Annotated in this window: 23 protein-coding genes; 10 read left to right on the top strand and 13 right to left on the bottom strand. The window is 62.7% G+C overall.

Annotated features, from left to right (window positions below; translation table 11 throughout):
• Positions 1–474 precede the first annotated feature (474 nt).
• The 3 genes from JQ597_RS30280 to JQ597_RS30270 all read left to right on the top strand — a co-directional run bounded on the left by JQ597_RS30280 (position 475) and on the right by JQ597_RS30270 (position 2651).
• Entirely contained in the window at positions 475–1449 is a 975-nt protein-coding gene (locus JQ597_RS30280) for an N-carbamoyl-D-amino-acid hydrolase (protein ID WP_212269130.1), read from the top strand.
• 338 nt (positions 1450–1787) lie between these two features.
• Positions 1788–2267 (top strand): phasin, encoded by a 480-nt coding sequence (locus JQ597_RS30275; protein WP_312011097.1) that lies wholly within the window; start codon positions 1788–1790, stop codon positions 2265–2267.
• Positions 2268–2492: 225 nt separating this feature from the next.
• Entirely contained in the window at positions 2493–2651 is a 159-nt protein-coding gene (locus tag JQ597_RS30270) for a hypothetical protein (protein ID WP_212269129.1), read from the top strand.
• 20 nt (positions 2652–2671) lie between these two features.
• Here JQ597_RS30270 and JQ597_RS30265 read toward each other — a convergent pair whose 3' ends face one another.
• The 3 genes from JQ597_RS30265 to aptA all read right to left on the bottom strand — a co-directional run bounded on the left by JQ597_RS30265 (position 2672) and on the right by aptA (position 6506).
• Positions 2672–3505 (bottom strand): Crp/Fnr family transcriptional regulator, encoded by an 834-nt coding sequence (locus JQ597_RS30265; protein WP_212269139.1) that lies wholly within the window; start codon positions 3503–3505, stop codon positions 2672–2674.
• 335 nt (positions 3506–3840) lie between these two features.
• Positions 3841–5106: a D-amino acid dehydrogenase gene (locus JQ597_RS30260; RefSeq protein ID WP_212269128.1), complete on the bottom strand. Its 1266-nt coding sequence runs from the start codon at positions 5104–5106 to the stop codon at positions 3841–3843.
• 71 nt (positions 5107–5177) lie between these two features.
• Entirely contained in the window at positions 5178–6506 is a 1329-nt protein-coding gene (gene aptA / locus JQ597_RS30255) for an omega-aminotransferase AptA (RefSeq protein ID WP_212269127.1), read from the bottom strand.
• Positions 6507–6667: 161 nt separating this feature from the next.
• Between aptA and JQ597_RS30250 the strand changes: the two genes are divergently transcribed.
• Positions 6668–7216: a cupin domain-containing protein gene (locus JQ597_RS30250; RefSeq protein ID WP_212269126.1), complete on the top strand. Its 549-nt coding sequence runs from the start codon at positions 6668–6670 to the stop codon at positions 7214–7216.
• Positions 7217–7228: 12 nt separating this feature from the next.
• On the opposite strand, the gene JQ597_RS30245 is transcribed toward JQ597_RS30250, so the two are convergent.
• On the bottom strand, positions 7229–8176 hold the full coding sequence (locus JQ597_RS30245) for a LysR family transcriptional regulator (protein WP_212269125.1): 948 nt from the start codon (positions 8174–8176) through the stop codon (positions 7229–7231).
• Between the two features lie 258 nt (positions 8177–8434).
• On the opposite strand from JQ597_RS30245, the gene JQ597_RS30240 reads away from it, so the two are divergent.
• From JQ597_RS30240 to JQ597_RS30215, 6 genes are all read left to right on the top strand, one after another.
• Positions 8435–9517: an ABC transporter ATP-binding protein gene (locus JQ597_RS30240; protein ID WP_212269124.1), complete on the top strand. Its 1083-nt coding sequence runs from the start codon at positions 8435–8437 to the stop codon at positions 9515–9517.
• Between the two features lie 44 nt (positions 9518–9561).
• Positions 9562–10260 carry an HAD family hydrolase gene (locus JQ597_RS30235; RefSeq protein WP_212269123.1) on the top strand — a complete coding sequence of 233 codons (699 nt, stop codon included), beginning with the start codon at positions 9562–9564 and terminating at the stop codon, positions 10258–10260.
• 11 nt (positions 10261–10271) lie between these two features.
• A complete protein-coding gene (locus JQ597_RS30230; RefSeq protein ID WP_212269122.1) occupies positions 10272–11579 on the top strand; it encodes an NAD(P)/FAD-dependent oxidoreductase in 1308 nt (435 codons plus the stop codon).
• 38 nt (positions 11580–11617) lie between these two features.
• Positions 11618–12682, top strand: a complete 1065-nt coding sequence (locus JQ597_RS30225; RefSeq protein ID WP_212269121.1) for an ABC transporter substrate-binding protein — start codon at positions 11618–11620, stop codon at positions 12680–12682.
• A gap of 129 nt (positions 12683–12811) precedes the next feature.
• Positions 12812–13624 carry an ABC transporter permease gene (locus JQ597_RS30220; protein WP_212269138.1) on the top strand — a complete coding sequence of 271 codons (813 nt, stop codon included), beginning with the start codon at positions 12812–12814 and terminating at the stop codon, positions 13622–13624.
• On the top strand, positions 13621–14406 hold the full coding sequence (locus JQ597_RS30215; protein ID WP_212269120.1) for an ABC transporter permease: 786 nt from the start codon (positions 13621–13623) through the stop codon (positions 14404–14406). Before JQ597_RS30220 ends, JQ597_RS30215 begins: the two co-directional genes overlap by 4 nt.
• Before the next feature lie 10 nt (positions 14407–14416).
• Here JQ597_RS30215 and JQ597_RS30210 read toward each other — a convergent pair whose 3' ends face one another.
• The 9 genes from JQ597_RS30210 to JQ597_RS30170 all read right to left on the bottom strand — a co-directional run bounded on the left by JQ597_RS30210 (position 14417) and on the right by JQ597_RS30170 (position 23132).
• Complete coding sequence (locus JQ597_RS30210; protein WP_212269119.1) at positions 14417–15634, bottom strand: M24 family metallopeptidase; 1218 nt, start codon at positions 15632–15634, stop codon at positions 14417–14419.
• Positions 15635–15653: 19 nt separating this feature from the next.
• The gene (locus JQ597_RS30205) at positions 15654–16538 is read right to left on the bottom strand and encodes an ABC transporter permease (RefSeq protein ID WP_212269118.1); all 885 of its coding nucleotides are present in this window, start codon (positions 16536–16538) and stop codon (positions 15654–15656) included.
• Positions 16539–16560: 22 nt separating this feature from the next.
• Positions 16561–17604, bottom strand: coding sequence for an ABC transporter substrate-binding protein (locus JQ597_RS30200; RefSeq protein ID WP_212035243.1), 1044 nt, complete (start codon positions 17602–17604; stop codon positions 16561–16563).
• 35 nt (positions 17605–17639) lie between these two features.
• A complete protein-coding gene (locus JQ597_RS30195; RefSeq protein ID WP_212269117.1) occupies positions 17640–18692 on the bottom strand; it encodes an ABC transporter ATP-binding protein in 1053 nt (350 codons plus the stop codon).
• Positions 18693–18694: 2 nt separating this feature from the next.
• A complete protein-coding gene (locus JQ597_RS30190; protein WP_249133558.1) occupies positions 18695–19525 on the bottom strand; it encodes an ABC transporter permease in 831 nt (276 codons plus the stop codon).
• A gap of 26 nt (positions 19526–19551) precedes the next feature.
• Positions 19552–20802, bottom strand: a complete 1251-nt coding sequence (locus tag JQ597_RS30185; protein WP_312011096.1) for a metal-dependent hydrolase family protein — start codon at positions 20800–20802, stop codon at positions 19552–19554.
• Between the two features lie 8 nt (positions 20803–20810).
• A complete protein-coding gene (locus tag JQ597_RS30180) occupies positions 20811–22046 on the bottom strand; it encodes a metal-dependent hydrolase family protein (RefSeq protein WP_212269116.1) in 1236 nt (411 codons plus the stop codon).
• 216 nt (positions 22047–22262) lie between these two features.
• Complete coding sequence (locus tag JQ597_RS30175) at positions 22263–22475, bottom strand: hypothetical protein (RefSeq protein ID WP_212269115.1); 213 nt, start codon at positions 22473–22475, stop codon at positions 22263–22265.
• Between the two features lie 219 nt (positions 22476–22694).
• The gene (locus JQ597_RS30170) at positions 22695–23132 is read right to left on the bottom strand and encodes a hypothetical protein (protein ID WP_212269114.1); all 438 of its coding nucleotides are present in this window, start codon (positions 23130–23132) and stop codon (positions 22695–22697) included.
• Between the last annotated feature and the right edge of the window lie 4 nt (positions 23133–23136).

Here is a 23136-nt window from a genome sequence, read left to right as displayed (position 1 = left end):
ACCCGGCCTTCCCTGCGCAATGGCTTTACGGCTTATGCCGTGCTCTCCCCGGAGACGAGTTCTTGGTTGACTCCGTCACCACCGGTTCAGCTTGCGCTTAGCCGACAGCTTGACACCTGCAACGGGTGCCAGGACCACACGGTTTTGCCGTACGCTTATCCACGCCGTCGTCTCAGCGTAAACAAGCGTCCACCGCAACCCGTCCAACGTCCGTGACGACGGCCGACGCCCTTCTGAGTAGGACGGGATGGGCGAATATATGCCCCTGATTTGTGTTCTGGTAAACAGAAATATTTTTTATTTCGGGGCTTGACACGATTTCCGTAAATCAGAACTGATTTGCCCGACGGGCCAGATGTTGTGGTCCGTAGCCCGGAGGAGCAGAGTGATTTTCAGGAATTCTCGCACCGGCCGCGCCTTGGCACGCGTTCTGCACTGTGCCGAGCAACAGGGTAACGGATCAAAGGAAAGACAGTGGCAAGATTTGTGAACGTCGCAGCGGGACAGTTGGGCCCTGTCGCCCGAAGCGAAACGAGGACCGAGGTTGTCGCGCGGCTGATGGCGTTGATGCGCCAGGCGCACGCCAACGGATGCGACCTGATCGTCTATCCCGAGCTGGCGCTGACGACGTTTTTTCCGCGCTGGTACATGGAGGATCAGGCGGAAATCGATTCCTTCTTCGAGCATGAGATGCCCGGTCCGCAGACGCGCGCTTTGTTCGACCTGGCCCGGGAACTGGGCATCGGATTTTGCCTGGGTTACGCCGAACTGGCGGTCGAGAACGGCGAAACCCATCGGCACAACACCTCTATCCTCGTGGACAAGCGCGGCAAAACCATTTCCAGGTATCGCAAAGTGCATTTGCCCGGCCACGCCGAACACGAGCCCTGGCGTCGATTTCAGCATCTGGAAAAGCGCTACTTCGAGCCCGGCTCCGGCTTTGTCGTGGCCGACGCGTTCAATGGCGCGATCGGCATGGCGATCTGCAATGATCGCCGCTGGCCCGAAACCTATCGCGTCATGGGACTGCAGGGCGTCGAAATGGTGCTGATCGGCTACAACACGCCGGTGCATAATCCGCCCGCGCCTGATCATGACGACCTCTCGCTGTTCCACAATCGTCTTGTGATGCAGTCCGGCGCCTACCAGAACGGGACTTGGGTCGTCGGCGTCGCCAAGGCCGGGATCGAAGAGGGCGTCGACCAGATTGGCGGTAGCTGCATTGTGGCGCCATCAGGTGAAATCGTCGCCGCCTGCACGACCAAAGGTGACGAAATCGCATTGGCGCGCTGTGATCTGGATTTGTGCAACTCCTACAAGCGCACCACCTTCAACTTCGACGTCCACCGGCAGCCCCATGCCTACGGGCTGATTGTCGAACGAAGGGGACAGCACATGATGGCGGATGGAACGCCCGTGCCTTCGGGCAAAAGCGGTCGCGGCCTGTAGCCTGGATGAACCAACGGGTCGCGCGAATGCACGCCCGATGACAGGCTCCCCGCTATCCGGGTATTTTCCCGCACGGCCCCGCATGTCGCGCGCTCATGCGGGCTACGCGCTCAACGTCGTCATGCCCGGGCTGAAGCGCGAAGCGCGTCTTCGCGCAAGATTTCCCGATTACCGAAAAATTCCGACGCGAGAGTCAGAAAGCGAACGGAAGCCCCGGCGTTAGTCAGCCATATCTTGTTCAGGCAGGCGCGAGGCGGATGTCCCAGGCAGCACCTTTAGGAAGCTCCCTCGGAAGGTCCAAGCGCAAATCCGTTGACGACTTGAAAGGATGAAAACCCGTGGGAAAGGCCGATATTAAAGCCAAAGCGAACACCGATACGCCGAATGCGAAGGTCGATACGAATGAAAAGCGGAACTTTGACGGTTTCACGATGCCGGGAATTTTCCGCGGGATCGCCGAGCAGGGTATGGTGCGGACAAAGGACAACTACGAGAAGTTACAGGCTGCCTCGGGGGAGATAGCCGACATTCTCAGCGAAACCTATTCGACCAATGCAAAGACCTCCGCGGATTACGGGATCAAGGTCATCGAGATCGCGGGCGCCAACACCAACTCCGCCTTCGATTTTCTCGCCAAACTCATGGACACGAAGTCGCTCTCGGAAATCATGCAGCTGTCAGCCGCGCAGACCCGCAAGAACTTCGAAGCCACGTCCGCGCAGAACAAGGAACTTTGGCAGCTCGCCCAGAAAGTCGCGACCGAGACGGCCGAGCCGATCAAGAAGGGCCTCACCAAGGTCCTGCAGAAAGCCTCCTAAAATCGAACTTCCCAGGTCGCCGGGATCGGCTGGAACAAGAGCCTTTTCCGTTCCGATGGAATCGGAACGGGGCTCTAGATTCCTATTTTGACGCGTTTTCTTCACGCGAACCGGTGTCCACTTCGCTGGAAAGAGCTCTAGCCGCCTCCGGTGAGAAGAGGTGCGTCCAGCCGATGGCGAACGGACACGTTGCTGCGACACGACAACGGAACAGGGAGAAACAACATGGGTATCGTCATGATCAAGTGCCCTCAAACGGGACGCGAGATCCCGACGGGTATCAAGGCGGATCGGGAAAAGTTTCGGTGCAGCGTGGTGTTCTTCGCGCGCACCTTCTGCTCACTCTGCAAAGCCAATCACGAATGGTTCGCCAAGGGTTCATGAGCCAAGCGGGGCGGCGGAGATCAATGGCCTCTTGGCCGCGGGCTAGTCCCATGCGTTCGCGGGTGCCGCTGCGCGACATCCACCTTGGCCAAAAGCGGATCTGGCGCGCGGAGGATTTTATGTACCGGAGGCATGTGAGGCTTCATTCCTTCAGGCGAAACGATATGATCGATTCTGCGGCGCATGACGTCGTAGCACTCGCATGCCGCGGATTCGAGCCGCGGCCTGTCAATCTCGATCAGGCCCCGCCGATTAGACCGGATAGCCCGCAACGTCCGCAGCTTGTGCACGACATGCGTCACGGTCGTTCGACGTACGCCAAGCAGCTCCGCAAGCGCCTCTTGCGTCAGCGGCAGGAAATCACTGTCGACGCGATCGTGGATGTGGAGCAACCACCGGGCCAAGCGGGCCTCGACCGAGTGCAGCGCATTGCAGGCGGCGACGTGCTGGAATTGCGCCAATAGCACCCTGGTGTAGATCTGGACCGCCTCTCTGATGGCGGCACTGCGGCTGAGGGCCGCCTCAAATCTTGCCGGAGAAATTTGCAACGAGGTTCCGGCCACGCGGACGACCGCCGTCATCGGAGAGCGGGAAGGTCCCAGCGCGGACAAGATGCCCACGGCGCCCTCATTGCCGACGACCGCGGTTGCCACCGTTTGTCCGTTTGGCATGTCCATGATGAACGCGATCGTCCCGCTGAGGGGGAAATAGATCTGTTCAACCAGGTCTCCCGATCGAACCAGCACTGCATCGCCTTCAAGCGACACTTTGCGCAGGTGAGGCGCAAGCAAATCAAAATCTGCCGCTGGCAACGCAGCTAACAGTCGATTACCTACCCTGGTAGTGGGCTCCATCACGGGAAACTCCTCCCTCGACGGCCGGCTCTCCGCAGAGTACTCTTGGCACCACGCTGCGCAAGTAGCAGATTGGGCCTTGGTACCGAAACCTACTGCGCCAGAGATAGTTCCAGCCTGTAGCCCGGATGAGGTATTGTCCCGGCACCGCCCGCATGTCGCTGCGCTCATGCGGGCTACGCGTTGCGCTCGATACCGCCCGCCCCCGTCATTGCGAGCGAAGCGAAGCAATCCATCGCGCCGCAAGCGGAGAAATGGATTGCTTCGTCGCTGCGCTCCCTTGCGCAAACGCATCGCGTTTATCGCAGGCAATGACGGCGCACGGCGATATCCCCTCACCCAAACCGGTGATCGTATCGGCTAAGCGCCAGCTCCTTCACATCGATATCCGGCTTGCGGCCCGAGAGCATGTCCGCGAGCACCCTCCCCGAACCGCACGCCATGGTCCAGCCGAGCGTGCCGTGTCCGGTGTTGAGATGGAGATTACTGTAGCGCGTCGGGCCGATTACCGGCGGGCCGTCGGGCGTCATCGGCCGCAGGCCGCTCCAGAATGTCGCCTTGTCGATGTCGCCGCCGCGCGGAAACAGTTCGGTCAGTGAATAATCGAGCGTCGCGCGCCGCGCCGGATAGAGCCTGTCGGAGTACCCCGAAATTTCCGCGGTGCCGCCGACACGGATTCGATCACCGAGTCGCGTGATCGCGACCTTGTAGCTTTCGTCCATCACGGTCGATACCGGTGCGGCGTCGGGATCCGATATCGGCACCGTGATCGAATAGCCTTTTACGGGATAGACCGGCAGCGAAATGCCCACCGGCCGCAGCAGCCGCGGCGACCAGCTGCCGAGTGCGACGACATAGGCATCGGCCTGCAACACGCCATTGGAGGTGGCGACGCCTGATATGCGCGACGCATCCGCGATCAACCCGTCGATGCCGACATTGAAGGCAAAGCGCACGCCGAGCTTTTCGGCTTCGAGCGCGAGCGCCTGCGTGAACATGTGGCAATCGCCGGTTTCGTCCTGCGGCAGGCGAAGCCCGCCGGCGATCTTTTCCGAAACCTTCGCTAGCGCCGGCTCCGCGGCAATGCAGCCGGCGCGATCGAGCACTTCATAAGGCACGCCGTTTTGTTTCAGTACGGCGATATCGTCGGCCGTGCCGTCGAGCTGTGCCGCGTAGCGGAACAGCTGCAACGTGCCGCGCTCGCGCTCGTCATAGCGAATGCCGATCTCGCTGCGCAACGCGCGCAAGGCATCGCGGCTGTATTCGGCGATCGGAATCATCCGCCGCTTGTTGACCGCGTAGCGCTCCGATGTGCAGTTGCGCAGCATCTTCAGCAGCCAGAGCCACATCACGGGATCGACCTTCGGCCGGATCACCAGCGGACCGTGCTTCATCAGAAGCCATTTGATCGCCTTGACCGGCACGCCGGGCCCCGCCCATGGCGATGAATAGCCGGGCGACACTTCGCCGGCGTTGGCAAAACTGGTCTCAAGCGCAGGCTTCGGCTGACGGTCGACGACCGTCACCTCGTGGCCGGCTTTGGCGAGATAATAGGCTGACGTGACGCCGATGACGCCACTGCCGAGAATCAAAACTTTCACGATCCCTCATGCTTCTGCCGCGGCATCGTTCGATCACCGCACGATAGTCGATGCCGCAGTTAGAGCAAGGATCAGGCCACGCGCTTGATCGCGTCGCCGAGGATCGAGACCATTTCGTCGATGTGGCTCTTCTCGACGATCAAGGGCGGCGATACCGCAAGGGAGTCGCCGCTCTGGCGCAAATAGAGGCCGTTGTTGAAGCAATCGACCATCAGATCATAGCCGCGCGCGGCCGGCGCGTCCTTGCGCGGTGCGACCTCGATGGCGCCCATCAGGCCGACATTGCGGATGTCGATCACGTTCGGCAGGCCCTTGAGCGAATGCAGGCCCTGTTCCCAGTAATCGGCCATCGAGGCGCCGCGCGTCAGCAGCCCCTCGTCCTTGTAGATGTCGAGCGTCGCGATACCGGCGGCGCAGGCCACCGGATGCGCCGAATAGGTGTAGCCGTGGAACAGCTCGATCTGGGCCTGCGGACCCGTCATCAGTGTGTCGTGAATCTTGCGGCTGGCGAACACCGCGCCGCAGGGAACGGTGCCGTTGGTGATGCCCTTGGCGGTCGTCATCATGTCGGGCGTAACGCCGAAATAATTGGCGGCGAACGGGGTGCCGAGGCGGCCAAAACCGGTGATGACTTCGTCGAAGATCAGGAGGATGCCGTGCTTGTCGCACAGGGTGCGCAGCCGCTGCAGGTAGTTCTTCGGCGGCGGCAGCACCGCGGTCGAGCCAGGCACCGGCTCGACGATGACGGCGGCAATGGTCTCGGCGCCATGCAACGCCACCAGCCGCTCGACATCGTCGGCGAGTTCGGCGCCGTGCTCGGGCTGACCCTTGGCGAACGCGTTGCGGGCGAGATCATGGGTGTGGCTGATATGGTCGACACCCGGCAGATGGGTCGCGAAGGCGCGCCGGTTGTTCACCATGCCGCCGACCGACATGCCGCCGAAGCCGACGCCGTGATAGCCGCGCTCGCGGCCGATCAGGCGGGTGCGGGTCGGCTGACCTGCGGCGCGCTGATAGGCCAGCGCGATCTTCAGCGCGGTATCGACCGATTCAGAGCCGGAATTGGTGAAGAAGATGCGATCGAGGCCATCAGGGGCGATCGCGGCAAGGCGCTCGGCGAAGTCGAATGCGAGCGGATGGCCCATGTTGAACGAGGGCGCAAAATCGAGGTTCATCAGCTGGCGCTCGACGGCGGCGGCGATCTCCTTGCGGCCGTGGCCGGCATTGACGCACCAGAGGCCGGCGGAACCGTCGATCACCTTGCGGCCGTCGATGGTGGTGTAATGCATGCCCGAGGCGGAGGCGAACAGCCGCGGCTCGGCCTTGAACTGCCGGTTCGCCGTGAACGGCATCCAGAACGATTCGAGCTTCACGGTGTTGGGAATCTGGTGAATCGTCATGGGGCGCTCCTGTGCGGTTTCCCTACCCGACATCATGTTGATGATGTGCAGCAAGTCCTTTTCTGATACCATCCAAGCCACTGAATTTGCTGGGGACGCTGGGTAGCATTCGTTCGATCCGCAACACACTCAACACCCCAAACCAACCCCTCGAGGCTTTGATGAGCATAGATGTCGGCGAACGGTTGCGCTTCGTTCGCGCCCGCAACAAGATATCGCAGCGTGAACTTGCCAAGCGTTCGGGGGTGACCAACTCGACGATCTCGCTGATCGAATCCAACCAGATGAACCCGTCCGTCGGCGCGCTGAAACGCATTCTCGACGGCATTCCGATGGGGATGGCTGAATTCTTCGCCCTCGAACCCGACCAGCCGCGCACGGCGTTTTACCGCGCCGACGAATTGAGCGAGATCGGCAAGGGCAAGATCTCCTTTCGCCAGGTCGGCGACAATCTGTTCGGCCGGAGCTTGCAGATATTGAAAGAGCGCTACGAGCCAGGTGGCGACACCGGACGCATTCCGCTGGTACACGACGGCGAGGAAGGCGGCATCGTTCTCTCGGGCCGGCTGGAAGTGACTGTCGATAGCGAACGCCGCATCCTCGGGCCCGGCGACGCCTATTATTTCGAGAGCCGGCGGCCGCATCGGTTTCGCTGCGTCGGCGCCAAGCCGTGCGAAGTGATCAGCGCCTGCACGCCGCCGACATTCTGAGGGCGGGCAACATCAATAGCTGGCGGCCATCAGCTTCAGGCGCGGGTAAAGCTTGTCGATCGCCACGATGTCGCTGCGCATTTGCGCGATGATCCAGTCCCTGATTTCGACCGCAACGGGACGGATCGGCCGGTTGCGCGGCGTGACGAGTTCGCAGACCCGCCGCGTGCTGACGAGTTTTGCCGACGCCGGCACCAGCGCACCGGTCAGCAGCCAATGCGCGACGACGGTGATCCAGCCGAGCGTCACGCCCTGCCCGAGCAGCGCCGCCTGCACCACGACGGCATAATCCGAGAAGCTCAGCGCCTTGGCGGGACCTGATGCGCCGGTGAGCGCGCCCGGATACTGCAGCACCCAGTCTTCGGGCGTGTCGGCCAGCTTGATGATGGTGCGTCCTTCGGCCGGCTTGCGCGAAACATTCGTATCCCGGTAGCCGGGGCTGCAGATCGGCAGCATGACTTCCTTCATGACAAGGGCGCCGTTGGTCTCGGGGTCGTCCTGGTCGCGAAACCGCATCCCGACGTCGACGTTCTCGACGGCGCCGCGCAGCGAGCCCGAGATCAACTGGAACCGGAGGTCGACATTCGGAAATGCGCGCTGCAGCTTGTCGATGCGCGGCATCAGCCAATGGTTGGTGAAGGCCGAGGAGACCGACAACGTGACGGTTTCGGTGCCCCGCCGCCGCCGCTCGATCTCGACCAGGCCGCTCTCGATGCTGCGAAAACCGTCCGTGACGCGCCGATAGAGCAGCTCGCCCTCTTCCGTCAGGGTCGCGCCCCCGGCGCTGCGGTCGAACAGGCGGACCCCGAGGTAATCCTCGAACCGCCCCAGCATGCGGCTGACCGCCGGCTGGGTCACGTTCAACTCGGCCGCCGCCGCCGTGAAGCTGCCGTTGCGCGCGGCGGCGTCGAAGACGAACAGCGCATTGCTGGAAGGCAGCATCCGGCGAAGCTCAGGCATAACTCCAGGTTATGACGCAAGTGATAATTTGGCAATTGCCGGGCCGCCCTAATTTTGATTGCCTTGCCGATCAAGGAGGCCTGCCGGGAAGCGGAGCATTCCGAGCAAACCACGGTCGGGGAGATCGCCCCTGTAGCGCGGGAAGCGTCCGCCTATAAATTGAGATCATGCCAGTTCAACCCCCTTGGCCTTGCGGCAGGGGCGCCGGGAAGCCGCATTCATGCGGCCAGCGGCGAAGCGCAACAGGAAGGTCGTTCATTGGGCAGCGGTGGCGAAAGCGTCGAAATCAAATCCGCGAGCAAGCACTATGGTGCTGTCGTGGCGCTCGACAATGTCACGCTGGGCGTCGCACCACGTGAATTCGTCTCGCTGCTGGGGCCATCCGGATCCGGCAAGACCACCCTGCTCGGCCTGCTCGGCGGCTTCATCCAGCCCACATCAGGTTCGATCCATTTCGGCGAGCGCGACGTCACGCTGGAGCCGCCGCACAAGCGCAACATCGGCGTCGTGTTCCAGAACTACGCGCTGTTTCCGCATATGAGCGTCGGCGAGAACGTCGCCTTCCCGCTGCGCGCGCGGCGGCTGCCGAAGGCCGATTGGCCCGCGAAAGTGCGCGGCGCTCTGGCGATGGTCGGCCTCGCCGGTTACGAGGAACGCGGCGTGGCCCAGCTCTCCGGCGGTCAGCGCCAGCGCGTGGCACTGGCTCGCGCGATGATCTTCGAGCCGCGTTTGATCCTGATGGACGAGCCGCTTTCCGCACTCGACAAGCAGCTGCGGGAATCGATGCAGATCGAGCTGCGCCAGCTCCACAAGCGTATCGGCGCCACCATCATCTACGTTACCCACGACCAGCGCGAAGCGCTGACGATGAGCGACCGCGTCGCCATTCTCAAAGACGGCCGCCTGATCCAGATCGACCAGCCCGCGCGGCTGCACGATCATCCCGCGGATTCCTTCGTCGCGAGTTTCATCGGCGAGGCAAGCCTGTTGCCGGTCCGGCGCATCGATTCCGGCAGCGTTGCGCTAGGCCCCTCCACCCTGCGTAGCGCGAGGGCGATCCCGAATGGCGAGGCGCTGATGCTGGCGGTGCACAGCGAAAAACTGCTGATCGACGACGGCGCTGGTGATGCCGCGCTCAACCGGCTGACCGGCACCGTCACCGACGTCGTCTACCAGGGCGAAAGCCTGCGCATTTTTATCGCCCTGCCGGACGGTACCGCGCTGAGCCTGCGCCAGCCCAGCCATCACGAAGCCTATCGCCGCATCCCGCCGGTCGGCGGCCCCCTCACCGTGACCCTCCACCCCGAGGACACGATCATCGTGCCGAAAGCACCGGAATGAACGTCCACCACCAACGCAGTTCCAACACCAGAGAAGAAACGCCCATGTCGTTCAGCAATTTCAAGGTTCTCACTTTCGATGTCGTCGGCACCCTGATCGACTTCGAAACCGGCGTACTCGACGCCGTCCGCAACATATCCGGAAGAAGCGCCGCTGAACTCAGCGACGACAAAATCTTTGCCTCCTACAAGCGCGGCCGCGATGCGCATCCGGAGCGCTCCAGCGAAGTAATGTTCGACGTCTACCGCTATCTTGCAAAAGAACTCGGCTTGCCGGCGGATGATGCCGCCTGCGATTCCTTCCAGCTGGCGGTGCTGCGCTGGCAGCCGTTTTCGGATTCGGTCGAGGCGCTGAAGCGACTGCGCACCAAATTCCGGCTGGTGGCGATGACCAATGCCGACCGCGTCGCACTGTCCTGCTACGCCTACGCGCTCGGCGACCCCTTCGACGACAGCGTCTGCGCCGACGAGACCGGCGTCGCCAAGCCGAACCCGGAATTTTTCGCCTACAATAAAGGGCGGCAATCGGCCTTCGGCTACAAGCAGTCCGACATCCTGCATGTGGCGCAGAGCCAGCACCATGATATCGGGATCGCACGCAAGCTCGGCTATAAAGTGTGCTGGATCGAGCGCCGCCAGGGTATGGCCGGATTCGGCGGCACCCCCGAAGTGCCCGTTCTGACAAAACCCGATTTTCATTTCGCCACCATGAAGGCCTTCGCCGACGCGGCGGTCGGGCACTGAGGGGCACGCGGATGGCTGAGGTCTGGACCCCAATGGCATCGGCGAACTCGCTGTGGGCGAGCACGGCGACGCCGTTGCGGACCTTTCCTGTGCTGTCGGGCGAGGTTCAGGCCGACGTCGTGATCATCGGCGCCGGCTATACCGGACTCTCCGCCGCGCATCACATCGCCAAGAGCGGCCTCGTGCCTGTCGTGCTCGAAGCCAACCGTCCCGGCTGGGGCGCGAGCGGCCGCAATGGTGGCGTCATCACCGCAAAGTTCCGGCAGTCGTTCCGCGGCATCGATGCGGCCCATGGCCGCGCGATGGCCAAGCGCATGTACGAGATCGCGTATGAATCGACCGAGATCGTCGAGGAACTGGTTTCGGAATTCGGCATCACCGCCGCACGGCTGACGCGGACCGGGCAGGTCAAGGCCGCGCATAACCACGCGACGCTGAAAGCTGCGATCGATGAAGCCGAATGGATGAAGCGCGAGATGGGCGATGCGGATGTTCGCATCCTTGACGCCCATGAAGTACGCGAGGAAACCGGTTCGCAGGCGTTCGTCGGCGGCGTGCTCAATCCGGGCTCCGGCGGCATCCATCCGCTGAACTATCTGCATGGCCTCGCCGAAGGCTTGGCGCAGCGCGGCGTCAGCATCTTCCAGGAGAGCCCTGCACTTCGGCTACGGCGGGAGAATGGGCGCGCTGTCGTTGAGACACCTGCAGGCGCGGTGCGCGCGCGGCAAGTCATCATCGCCACCAACAGCTATTCCGACCTGACCGACGCAACGCGCCATATGCAGCACACTTTGGTGCCGTTCCGCAGCGCCATCATCGCCACCGACCGGCTGCCGCATAACCTAGCGGGCAGCCTGATGCCGACCGGGCGAACCTATACCGAGACCAAGCGCATGATGCGCTGGTTCCGCATGGTCGACGATCGCGTGATCTTCGGCGGCCGCGGCGCCTTCGGCAAACAGGATTCGGAGGCCGCCTTCGACGCGCTGCGCAAGGCCATGGTCGGCATCTTCCCGGAACTGAACGACACGCCGCTGGGGTTCAAATGGTCGGGCCTCGTCGGCATGACGCTGGATTCCATGCCGCATATCGGCCGGCTCGACGACCACACCCTGTTCTCGATGGGCTACAACGGCGCCGGTGTCGCGATGTCGAGCCTGATGGGGCGTTACCTCGCGGCCTTCGTGCGCGGCGAGCAGCCGGACGTCGGCCTGCTAGATGCCAGCCGCCTCAAGGTCATTCCATTTTATCCGCTGCGCGAACCGGCCGTCCGAATGGTGGCCGGCTGGTATCAGTTTTTGGACGCGATCGGGCAATAGCAAAGACTAAGCCCGGTCATAACAGGAGGGAACGGAAGATGGCAGTTGCATCCAACACAGGACTAGGACGCGCGTTGTTCGGCGCAGCGCTCGGGCTCTTCGCGTCAACCAGCATCGCGGCCAACGCCGCCGAGCAGATCACCTTCGTGTCGCAGGGCGGCGTCTATCAGAAGGCGCAGACGGTTGCGATCCTCGATCCCTCGGCCAAGAAGCTCGGCATCACAATCAACCAGGACAGCATTCCCGACGCCTGGCCGGTGATCAAATCGCAGGTCGCGAGCGGCAAGCCGATCTGGGACGTGGTTGACGTTCCGACCGGCTATTGCCTGCGCGGCGGCGAACAGGGGCTGATCGAAAAACTCGATTTCTCCAAGATCCCCAACGCCGCCGCCATGCCTGAAGCCTATCGCAATCCGTATTCGGTGGCGTACGAGTTCTATTCCAGCGTTCTGGCCTACAGCCAGAAGAAATATCCTGAAGGCGCCACGCCGAACAGCTGGGCCGACTTCTGGGACGTGAAGAAATTCCCCGGCCGCCGCGCGCTGCGCAACCACCCCATTGCGACGCTGGAAGCAGCGCTAATGGCCGACGGCGTCGCACCGGACAAGCTCTATCCGCTCGACGTCGACCGCGCCTTCAAGAAGCTCGAGGAGATCAAGCCCAACATCACGGTGTGGTGGACCTCGGGCGCGCAATCCGCGCAGCTCCTGAACGACGGCGAGGTCGACATGGTGATGGCCTGGAACGGCCGCGTCAGCGCGCTCACCAAGGAAGGCGCCAAGGTCGCCTATACCTATAATCAGGGCATCCTGCAGAGCACGTCCCTCTGCATCCTCAAGGGCGCGCCGAATCTGGCGACGGCGGTCAAGTTCCTCAACGAGGCCGTCGATCCCGTCCATCAAGCCAATCTGCCCCTGCACATCGATTACGGCCCGGCGAACCCGAAGGCGTTCGATACCGGCGTGGTCAAGCCGGAGCGCGTCGCGCAGCTGCCGAGCGCGCCCGACAACGCCAAGAAGCAGGCGCTGATGTCCTATGCGTGGTGGGCGTCGCCGGACGGCGAAGCCGCGGAGAAGCGCTGGGTCTCGTTCGTGCAGAAATAGACGGAATCAACTGGAGCGGGGTTCGACCGGCGCGCCCCGCTCCAGCCATCCGGCAATGACAGGAAAACGGCATTGACCCATTCCACACCAGACCTCTCGTTGCGTCACCATCGCCGCGAACAGGGCCTGATGCTGGCATTGGCATCGCCGGCGCTGCTGGTCATCCTGCTGCTGATCGTGCTCCCGGTAGGCTGGCTCGCCTGGCAATCGATCTATCATGACGGCTTCACGCTGGAGAACTACCGCCGCATCTTCAGCGAAGCCATCTACTGGCGCAGCTTCTCGCTGACCTTCCAGATCAGCCTGCTGGTGACGCTGCTGGCGCTGCTGCTCGGCTATCCCATCGCCTATGCCGCCAGCGTGGTGCCGAAGGGATGGAGCGTATTGATTCTGGCGCTGGTGATCCTGCCGTTCTGGACCAGCGTCTTGGTGCGCGCCTATGCCTGGCTGGCGCTGCTGCAGCGGACCGGGGTGATCAACCAGTTCCTGCAATATTTGGGGATTATCGACGAGCCGCTGGCGCTGGTGCACAACACGTTCGGCACTGTCGTGGCGACCGTGCATATCCTGCTGCCGTTCATGGTGCTGCCGCTCTACGCCACCATGCAGAAGATCCCGCACGATTTGATGCAGGCGGGCGCCAGCCTCGGCGGCAGTCCTTCGCATACATTCTGGCGGATCTTCCTGCCGCTGTCGCTGCCCGGCGTGCTCGCCGGCACGACGCTGGTGTTCGTGCTGTGCCTCGGCTTCTACATTACGCCCGAACTGCTCGGCGGCGGTCGTACCGTGATGGTGTCGCTGCTGGTCAGCCGCAACGTCGAGCTCTATGACCAATGGGGCGCCGCAAGCGCCGTCGGCGTGGTGCTGCTGCTCAGCGTTCTCGTCATTTTCCTCATCGTCGGCCGGTTCATTCCGCTCGACCGCATCCTGGGGCAAAAATGAAAACGCTGTCTTTTGGCCGCATCGTCTTCGTCGTGTTCTGCGCGCTGGTGCTGCTGTATCTGATCCTGCCGGTGCTGATCATCGTGCCGATGTCGTTTTCGAGCACGCGTTTCCTGACCTTCCCGCCGCCAGCGCTGTCGCTGCGCTGGTATGAGGAGTATATCGGCAATGCCGCCTGGATGCAGGCGACCCGCGTCACCTTTGCGGTGGCCGCCCTCACCGTCCTGATCGCAACGCCGCTCGGCGTCGCCGCGGCCTACGCCATCAGCAATTCGAAATTGCGCCTCATGCGCATCGTCCACATGATGCTGATGCTGCCTTTGGTGGTGCCGATCATCATCACGGCGGTCGGCATCTTCTTTGTTTATGCCAAGGTCGGGCTGGTTGCGACGATGTCGGGACTGGTGCTCGCCAACGTCATGCTCGGCCTGCCCTATGTCATCACGTCCGTGGTGGCGGGCCTGCAGAGTTTCGACCCGGCGCAGGAGATGGTGGCGCGCAGCCTCGGCATGAACCGCTTGCGCAGCTTCTTCGCCGTCACGCTGCCGCAGATCAAGGCCAGCGTGCTCACGGGCGCCATCTTCGCCTTCATCTCGGCGATGGACGAGACGGTCGTCGGCCTGTTCATATCAGGCGGCCAATACCAGCCGCTGACAAAACGGATGTTCACCGCGCTGCGCGACGAGATCGACCCGACGATCGCCGCGATCAGCACGCTGATGACGGCGGCCTCGTTCCTGCTGGTGCTGATCGCCAGCACCCGGCAGAAGAAGAGCGGCTGACGGCGTTCTGTTACTTCTCCAGACCGAAGGGGTCGTCGACCGAATGGGCCGGCTGGGTGAACCAGCGCGCGCCGGTTTCGGTGATGACCATGTGGTCCTCGAGCCGCACGCCGAATTCGCCGTAGATGCAGATGGTCGGCTCGTTGGAGAAGGTCATGCCGGGCTTCAGTACGGTCTTGTCGCCCTTCACGAGATAGGGCCATTCGTGCACGTCGAGGCCAATGCCGTGGCCGGTGCGGTGCGGCAGGCCCGGCGTGGCATAGCCGGGGCCGAAACCGGCGCCGTTGATGACGCCGCGCGCGGCGATGTCGATATCCTCGCATCGGTTGCCCGGCTTGGCGGCGGCAAAGCCGGCGGCCTGCGCCTCCTTCTCCAGGTTCCAGACGTCGCGCTGGCGCTTGCTCGGTTCGCCGAACACGTAGGAGCGCGTGATGTCGGAGAGATAGCCATCGACCGGCGCGCCGGTGTCGATCAGGATCATGTCGCCCTCCTTCAGCGTCTGCGGATAGGGCACGCCGTGCGGATATGCCGTCGCCTCGCCGAACAGCACCGCGTTGAACGGCGGATCGCCTTCCGAGCCGAGCTTGCGGTGCGCGGCGGTGAGGAAGGCCTGCACTTCGGTGGTGGTGATGCCTTCGCGCATGATGCGGGCAGCCAGCCTGTGGGCTTCGAGCGTGATGTTCTTGGCCGTCTGCATCAGCGCGAGCTCCTGCTCGGACTTGATCATGCGGCATCCGGCGGTCACGTCGATCGAATTGATGAAGGTGTAGGCGTTGCCGGCGCGGCGCAGCCCGTCAAAGGTGAAAAACGGCGTCGCCTCATCGACCGCGATCGTGCCGGAGGGATAGCCGAGTGAACGTACGGTCTCGGTGACGGTGGCGGTCGGGTCCTCGTCCTCCTCCCAGACCGCGATCTTTTCGCCGAACGTAGTCATGGTTTTGAGTTTCTCGACCTCGAAGGCCGGCGAGATATAGACGATCTCACCCTTGGCCGGCAGCACCGCGCTGTGCATGCGCTCGGTGCGGCGGAACTTCAATCCGGTGAAATAGGTCATGCTCGAGGAGACATCGAGATAGAGCGCGTCGATGCCCTTCTCGCGCATGATGGCCTGGGCGCGGGCGATGCGCTGCAGCCGCTCCTCGACGCCGATCGGCGGCACGTCGCCGCGCATGTTCTTGATGGCGGCGAGTTCCGCCTCCGCAGTCGAGCCGCCAACACCAATTGTCATGCCAAGTCCCCTTCAGTCTTCATCGCCGAAACCGGCGCTGTATCAGGATATTTGCCGCCGCCGTCAATCCGAGGGTAGCCGTCATCAGGACGAACGCGACGGACGCGCCGAACGGCCAGTTGTTGAGCTGAAACTGTCCGTACACCAGCGGCCCCATCATCTTGAATTTGGGGCCGCCGAGCAGCACCGGCGTCGCATAGGCATTCATGCCGAGGATGAAGGTCAGGATCGTGCCGGCGAGGATGCCCGGCAGCGACAGCGGCAGCAGCACGCGGCGAAACATCGTCGCCGGCCCGGCGCCGAGGCTGAAGGCCGCCTCCTCCACATTGCGGTTGATGCCCTCGATCACGCTCGAGAGCGTCAGCACCATGTAGGGCAGATTGACGGCAATGATGCCGGCAATGACGGCGCCCTCGGTAAACATGATCTGCAACGGTTGGGTAATGATTCCGATCTGCATCAGGGTGACGTTGAGAAAGCCCTTGGAACCGAACAGGGTCATCCAGCCGGCGGCGCGCACCGCATTGCCGACGAACAGCGGCAGCACCACCAGCATAATCAGCACGTTCTTGTACCGCGACTGGGTGCGCGCCAGCACATAGGCCAGCGGCAGGCCCATGGCGAGGCAGATGACGGTGCAAAGCGCGGCCACCCGCAATGTCGTCGCCAGCACGCCGGTGTAATAGGGGTCAGAGAAGAACTTGACGTAATTATCGAACGAGAACGTATCGATCATGATGCGCCGCGCGTCGACCTTGTCGAAGCTGTAGCGGAACAGGATCGCCAGCGGCAGCAGCAGACCGGCGACCACGAACACCGTCGCTGGCCCAATCAATGTCGTCGCCGAGAGCACCGACGTCGGCTTCTCGTCGGACTGGAACTGTGCTGCAGCGGTCGTGGCCATCGGCGGCTTCGCTAATGCCCGCTCAGCCCTTCAGTTCCTTGTCCCACCATTCCTTGAGCGCGACGTCGTTCTTGTTGAGATAGTTGTAGTCGAGATCGACCAGTTTCTTGACCTCGTCCGGGGTGAAGCCGATGCGCTTGTTCAGATCGGGCGCGACCACGGCGTTGCTGACCGTGGGATTGTAACCCATGTCGACGGCGAAGGCCTCCTGCGCGCTCTTGTCCAGCATGGCGTCGAGATAGGCGTAGGCACCTTCCTTGTTGGGCGAGTTTTTCGGGATGACGAAGCCCGAGACATAGGCCAGCGCGCCTTCGGTCGGGGTCATCGACGTCACTGAAATACCCGCGTTCTGCCATTGCACGACGCGCGCTTTCCACATCACTCCGAGACCGAATTCCTCCGACTTCAGACCTTGGGCAAACGCCTCGTTGGTCGGATAGATCCGCATACCGGCCTTCTTGCACTCCAGCAGCAGTTTCTTGGCGGGCTCGAGATCATCGACCTTGCCGCCGGCGGCGAGCGCCGCGCAGACCAACGTGTACTGATACTGGATGTCGATGATGCCGAGCTTGTTGCCTTGCTTGGGATCGAACACGTCCTTGTAACTGACCGGTGCTGTTGTGATCACCTTCGGATTGTAGACGCCGACCTTGCCCGAATAGATATGGCCGACGCCGTAGGGATATTTCATCCCCGGCAGCAGATTGCCGGCATTCTTGAGCTTGCCGTAGTCGATCGGCAGCACACTGCCGGCGTCGTGCATCTGGAACATGTTGATGGCCGATAGACCCTGCACATCAGTCGTGCCGCGCGGCAGCCGCATCTCGGCGAGCATCTTCGAGCGCCGCTCGGGATCGCCGGCCTGGTCCTGCACCACCTCCCAGCCATCCTTGATCAGGATCGGCGCCTCGATATTCTTGTTGAGCAGGCGGGCGTAGTCGCCGCCCCAGGTACCGACAACGATGCGGCCTTTGGCCTGCGCCGACGCCATACGTGGCAGGCTGGCGGTACCGGCAAGGGCTGCGGCACCGAGCAGGACTTCACGGCGAGATTTCGAGCTGGTCATGGTGGATGCCTCCGGGATGTTGGTTGGCAGAGATATTATGATTGAAATACGCGGCCTGTCGATTTGCTCCAGCCGATACGGACCTGTTCTCCGATCACCGGTAGCGGCTGTTCCGGCCGGTTCTGGATCTGCACGATGACACGTTCCTTGGGCGACAGGCGGACATGCAGATCCACCTGCGAGCCGAGATAGGAGATGAACTCCACGGAGCCTGGAAAACTGTTGTCCATCGCAGGCGCCGCAGCCGACATCAGTGCAAGCCGTTCGGGGCGCAGCGCCAGCGAGGCGTTGCCGGTAGCGGTCCCTTCGCAGGTGACGACGAGGCCGCCGGCCGAGACGAAGCGCCCGGGGCCGTCCATACGGCCATCGATGAAGGTGGAACGGCCGACGAAATCCGCGACGAATTTTTCCGAAGGCCGCTCATAGAGATCCTGCTGCGAGCCGATCTGGCGGATGCGGCCCTCGCTCATGACGACGAGGCGGTCGGCCATGGTGAGCGCCTCCTCCTGGTCGTGGGTGACCATGACGGTGGTCAGGCCGAGCTTGCGCTGCAGTTCGCGGATTTCGACGCGCACGTCCTGGCGCAGCTTGGCGTCGAGATTGGACAAGGGCTCATCGAGCAGCAGCACATCGGGGTGGAACACCAGCGCCCGGGCCAGCGCCACGCGCTGCTGCTGGCCGCCGGACAATTGCCGCGGCAGCCGGTCGCTGAGATGATCGAGCCGCACCAGGCGCAAGGCTTCCGTGATCTTCGGCGCCATCTCCGCCTTCGGTATCTTGCGCATCTCGAGCCCGAACGCGACGTTCTCGGCCACCGTCATATGCGGAAACAGCGCATAACTCTGGAACACGAGGCCGGTGTTGCGCTTCCATGGCGGCAGCGAAGTAATGTCGCGATCGCCCACGCGCACGCTGCCCGATGTCGGCTCGATGAAGCCGGCAATGATGCGCAAGGTCGTGGTCTTGCCGCAGCCGGACGGGCCGAGCAGAACCAGGAACTCGCCATCGGCGATGTCGAGCGAGACGTCATCGGCGGCCTTGAAGTCGCCATAGCGCTTGGTGATGCCGGTTAATTGCAGACGCGCCATGGTCAGACCACACGACCGATCTTGACGAAGCGATCGGTCAGCAGCATGGCCCCGCCGATAAACAGGATCTGCAGCACCGATACCGCGGCAATCGTCGGATCGATCTTCCATTCGAGATACTGCAGGATCGCGATCGGCAGCGTGGTGCGGCCGGGGCCGACCAGGAACAGACTCATTTCCAGATTCCCGAACGAGGCGATGAATCCGAACAGTGCCGCCGCAACAATGCCCGGCAAAATGCCGGGCAGCGTGATGCGCCGGAACGTGGTCAGGCGGTCGGCGCCGAGGCTCTGCGCGGCTTCCTCGACGGCGCGATCCATCCCGACGAGGCTCGCGGTGATCAGGCGCACCGTCCAGGGGATCGCGATCAGGACGTGACCGGCGACCAGGCCGCCGAGCGAACCGAGGATCGGCCAGCCGGTCACGATCTCGGTTTCGACATGGAAGACGTAAAGCGCGATGCCGAGCACGATGCCCGGCACGATCAGCGGCAGCAACAGCAGATTGTTCACCGCCTCACGCCCGGCAAAACGCCCGCGCACCAGGCAGACGGCGGCAGGAACGCCGATCGCCAAACCGATCGACGTGGCGAGCACGGCGACCTGCAGACTAAGGAAGAATCCCTTGACGAACCTGTCATTGCCGGGAACAGCGCGAAACCATTTCAGCGAATAGCCTTCCGGGGGGAATGACGGAATTTCCTGTGCGAAGAATGCCAGCCAGATCACGAAGAACATCGGCAGCAGGATATATGCAAGCGACACGCCAGCCGCCGTCCCGAGCGCCATCCGGCCGACAACGCGTGATGAGGTCCATCGGGGTACGACGGTCAAGATCGCCTCTTTATGGGAGCCTTCGATTAGTTCAGCCGGTTCTTATGCAAAATGCCGGCCTTCATGATCAGGGAGAGATGTTTGCCTTGATCGCCAAGCAGCGCAAGGTCTTTCAGCGGATTGCCGTCGACCAGGATGGCGTCGGAGAAGGCACCTGCCTGCAACGTACCCACCCTGCCCGGCATGCGCAGCACGTCGGCGCCGATCGTGGTCGCCGAACGGATGATCTCGATCGGCGAGACCACCTCCTGGCGGATGGTGAACTCCTTGGACTGGTCCCAGTGCAGCTCGCCCAGGAGGTCGCTGCCATAGGCGACGGGAATATTGTGGCGCTTGCAGATCTCCAGCGATTTCAGTCCGCCCTGCAGCACGATTTCGTTTTTGGCGAGGCTTTCGCCGATCATGCCGAACTGTTTTGCGCGATCCTTCATGGCATAATAAGTGACGAGGTTGGCCACCAGGAACATGCCTTTTTCGGCCATCAGCTTGGCGGAAGCATCATCGATCAGATTGCCATGCTCGATGGTGCGGACGCCGAGGCGCGCGGCGCGGGTGATGGATTCGGCGGAATAGGCATGCGCGCAGACGTAGCGGCCGAAGGCGGTCGCCTCCTCCACCGCCGCGCTGACCTCGCCATCCGAGAATTGCTGGCTGTCGAGCGGATCGTAAGGTGACGCGACGCCGCCGGACATCATGATCTTCACATGGTCGGCGCCCTGGCGCATCTGCTCGCGCGCGGATTTGCGGACCTCGTCAACGCCATCGGCGATCGCGGACTTGAACTGCAGGCCGTTGCAGCAGACGCACTCGTTGTTGCTGCTGTTGAAGCGGTTGGTGCGCCGGCGCGAATCCGAATGGCCGCCGGTGGGGCCGATCGACTGGCCGGCGATGTAGAGCCGTGGGCCGGTGATATGCCCGGTTTCGATCGCGGTCTTGATGCCCCAATCGGCGCCGCCGGTGTCGCGCACGGTGGTGAAGCCGCGGTCGAGCATGGCGCGAAGCCGCGTCGCCGCACGCGCGGTGACCAGCGTCAGCGGCAACGCCTCCATGAAGCGGACATTGACTTCGCTATGGATGGCGTGGACGTGGCAGTCGATCAGTCCCGGCATCAAGGTGCGCTTGCCGCAGTCGATCACCGTAGCCTCGGCCGCCTTAATCGGCGTTGTGCTGAGTTCCTTGATGGTATCGCCCTCGACCAGCAGCTGATAGCCGCCGCGGAGCTCGCCGAACGAAGGCTCGAGTAACTCAAAATTCTTGAACAGGATTTGTTGGGACACTGGCAGGCTCACTGCAGCCGGTTCTTGTGGAAGCGCCCTGCCTTCATGATGATTGAAAGGTGCCGGCCTTCCTCCCCGAACAGTTTCAGGTTCTTCAAGGGATCGCCGTCGACGACGAGCAGGTCGGCAAAGGCACCCGGCTTCAGGCAGCCGATCTTGCCCTCCATGCGGGTGACCTGGGCGCCGATCGTGGTCGCGGAACGGATGATCTCCGCCGGCGACAGCACCTGCGCCCGTAGCGAAAACTCCTCCGACTGCGCGACCTGCAATTCGCCGAGCAGATCGGTGCCGTAGGCGACCGGGACGCCGTGGCGCTTGCAGATTTCGAGCGATTTTAGAGCGCCATCGATCACGAGGTCGTTCTTGGCCAGCATGTCCGAATTCATGCCGTACTCTGCCGCATGCTTCTTCATCTCGAAGTAAGTGACGAGATTGGCGACCAGGAACATGCCCTTCTCGGCCATCAGCTTTGCCGAGGCATCGTCGATCAGATTGCCGTGCTCGATGGTGCGAACCCCGGCATGCGCCGCGCGCGTAATCGCTTCAGGCGTATAGGCGTGCGCACAGACATAGCGGCCAAAGGCGTGCGCTTCCTGCACGGCGGCCTCGACCTCGCCGACCGAGAACTGCAGGCTGTCGAGCGGATCGTAGGGTGACGCCACGCCGCCGGACATCATGATCTTGACCTGGTCGCAGCCCTGGCGCATTTCCTCGCGCACCGCGCGGCGGACCTCGGTGATACCGTCCGCGACGCCCATGGAAAACGACATGGCGTTGCAGCAATGGCAGCGCGAACCGAAATCGGTGCGACGACGTGCATCGCTATGGCCACCGGTCGGACCGATCGCACGCCCGGCGATAAACAGCCGCGGCCCTGGTATCAGCCCCTTGTCCGTCGCCTCCTTCAGGCCCCAATCGGCGCCGCCGGTGTCGCGCACACTGGTGAAGCCGCGGTCGAGCATCCTGTGCATCAAACGGGCCGCGCGCGCCGTCATCAACGTCAGGGGTACACTTTCCATGTTGCGGATCACGACCTCGGACAGCACCACATGGACATGGCTGTCAATCAGGCCGGGCATCAGCGTGCGCCCGCCGCAGTCGATCACGCTGGCGTTTTCGAGCTTGACCGGTTTGGCCGAGACTTCCCGGATCGTGTCGCCTTCGACCACCAGTTCATGGCCACCGCGTAACTCCCCGACCTCCGGGTCGAGCATTTCGAAATTCTTGAAATGGGTGACGTTCATGGCCGGCTTCCGATCGCTCGCACGTTGATCGGAATGTCCTATGCCGACTTGCCGGCGTCAATGGGCAAGCCATGCGCTCACGTGGTGAGCGCTGTGCCTTGGGCGATGTGGCTTTCCGGCGAATCGTGACCGCTGACGAAAGCAAGCGCGTCGTGATGCAAATTCACGCGCCAACGTTCGCGAAGTCACGATCATGAATCATGCCGTCCGCGCGCTTCAGCGCTTGGGCGGGTGCGAAAAGACGAACGACATATCCTCGAACTCCTCGATCGGGAGCTTGTTCGCGGCAGTCGAAAGGGAACGTTGCTGCGATGACGCCAGGCCGGTTGTCCCGGCGCGATGGCCCCAAAGCGAGTGCGACGGCAACATCGTGATGGTAACGGCAAGCAGAGCGACCGCAATGAATCCAGAGATCATCAAACGGTTCATGGGAAACCTCCGTTCGGAGAAGCCCACCCCGTGTGTGCCTTAGCGTGAAGCCCGGCGCGCGGATGTGAACTGCGTCACAGACGGCGTTCACGCTTTCTCTAGCGCTTCGTGGCGCGCTCCAGGAACTGCACCAAATCGGCACGGTCCTGTTCGGAACCGATGCGCTGCACTGGCTCCTGTTGCCGTCAGCGCCAAGGCAGACTTCACTGAGGGACGAGATCACGGCTCCGGCCTTGTTGCCAAACAAGGATCCAGAAGTACGTGATCGGCATCGCGCCGTCGGTATCCGCCTTTCACGATAATCCTGTCACCCGTCTCCATGCCATTGGACTGGTAGGTCACGCACATAATCCGGACATCGGGTGGAGAACACAGCACGAGATACCACAACACTCCATCTGTCTTCACCGCCGTGAGACTGCCAGCCACGGAAAGATCGATCCGGTAGTCGAGTTCCGGAATGCCATCCGACATCGGCCTCACCTCTCTGCACTCGGCGGCCATCCGCACAGGCTGGTCCGCCTCCGAGAACGCGGGCCGCTTGGCGAACATCCCGTTCGAGGCAAGCGATGGAACCGAACTCGGCATCACAAGGCATACGGCGACGACGGCTATCGATAGTGCGCCGGTCGTTTTCGCTGAAGGATTTGCCGGCATTCCG

Source organism: Bradyrhizobium sp. AUGA SZCCT0177, from assembly GCF_018130125.1.
Taxonomy (GTDB): domain Bacteria; phylum Pseudomonadota; class Alphaproteobacteria; order Rhizobiales; family Xanthobacteraceae; genus Bradyrhizobium.
Note: the sequence above shows the minus strand (reverse complement) of the source record. Positions and strands in the feature narration are given on the sequence as shown.

Coding starts and splice junctions, on each gene's coding strand:
- JQ597_RS30250 (WP_212269126.1), top strand. CDS start 6,668: ATGAGCATAGATGTCGGCGAACGGTTGCGCTTCGTTCGCGCCCGCAAC.
- JQ597_RS30200 (WP_212035243.1), bottom strand. CDS start 17,604: ATGACCAGCTCGAAATCTCGCCGTGAAGTCCTGCTCGGTGCCGCAGCC.
- JQ597_RS30175 (WP_212269115.1), bottom strand. CDS start 22,475: ATGAACCGTTTGATGATCTCTGGATTCATTGCGGTCGCTCTGCTTGCC.
- JQ597_RS30205 (WP_212269118.1), bottom strand. CDS start 16,538: ATGGCCACGACCGCTGCAGCACAGTTCCAGTCCGACGAGAAGCCGACG.
- JQ597_RS30235 (WP_212269123.1), top strand. CDS start 9,562: ATGTCGTTCAGCAATTTCAAGGTTCTCACTTTCGATGTCGTCGGCACC.
- aptA (WP_212269127.1), bottom strand. CDS start 6,506: ATGACGATTCACCAGATTCCCAACACCGTGAAGCTCGAATCGTTCTGG.
- JQ597_RS30265 (WP_212269139.1), bottom strand. CDS start 3,505: ATGGAGCCCACTACCAGGGTAGGTAATCGACTGTTAGCTGCGTTGCCA.
- JQ597_RS30245 (WP_212269125.1), bottom strand. CDS start 8,176: ATGCCTGAGCTTCGCCGGATGCTGCCTTCCAGCAATGCGCTGTTCGTC.
- JQ597_RS30170 (WP_212269114.1), bottom strand. CDS start 23,132: ATGCCGGCAAATCCTTCAGCGAAAACGACCGGCGCACTATCGATAGCC.
- JQ597_RS30180 (WP_212269116.1), bottom strand. CDS start 22,046: ATGAACGTCACCCATTTCAAGAATTTCGAAATGCTCGACCCGGAGGTC.
- JQ597_RS30210 (WP_212269119.1), bottom strand. CDS start 15,634: ATGACAATTGGTGTTGGCGGCTCGACTGCGGAGGCGGAACTCGCCGCC.
- JQ597_RS30225 (WP_212269121.1), top strand. CDS start 11,618: ATGGCAGTTGCATCCAACACAGGACTAGGACGCGCGTTGTTCGGCGCA.
- JQ597_RS30230 (WP_212269122.1), top strand. CDS start 10,272: ATGGCTGAGGTCTGGACCCCAATGGCATCGGCGAACTCGCTGTGGGCG.
- JQ597_RS30270 (WP_212269129.1), top strand. CDS start 2,493: ATGGGTATCGTCATGATCAAGTGCCCTCAAACGGGACGCGAGATCCCG.
- JQ597_RS30215 (WP_212269120.1), top strand. CDS start 13,621: ATGAAAACGCTGTCTTTTGGCCGCATCGTCTTCGTCGTGTTCTGCGCG.
- JQ597_RS30195 (WP_212269117.1), bottom strand. CDS start 18,692: ATGGCGCGTCTGCAATTAACCGGCATCACCAAGCGCTATGGCGACTTC.
- JQ597_RS30220 (WP_212269138.1), top strand. CDS start 12,812: ATGCTGGCATTGGCATCGCCGGCGCTGCTGGTCATCCTGCTGCTGATC.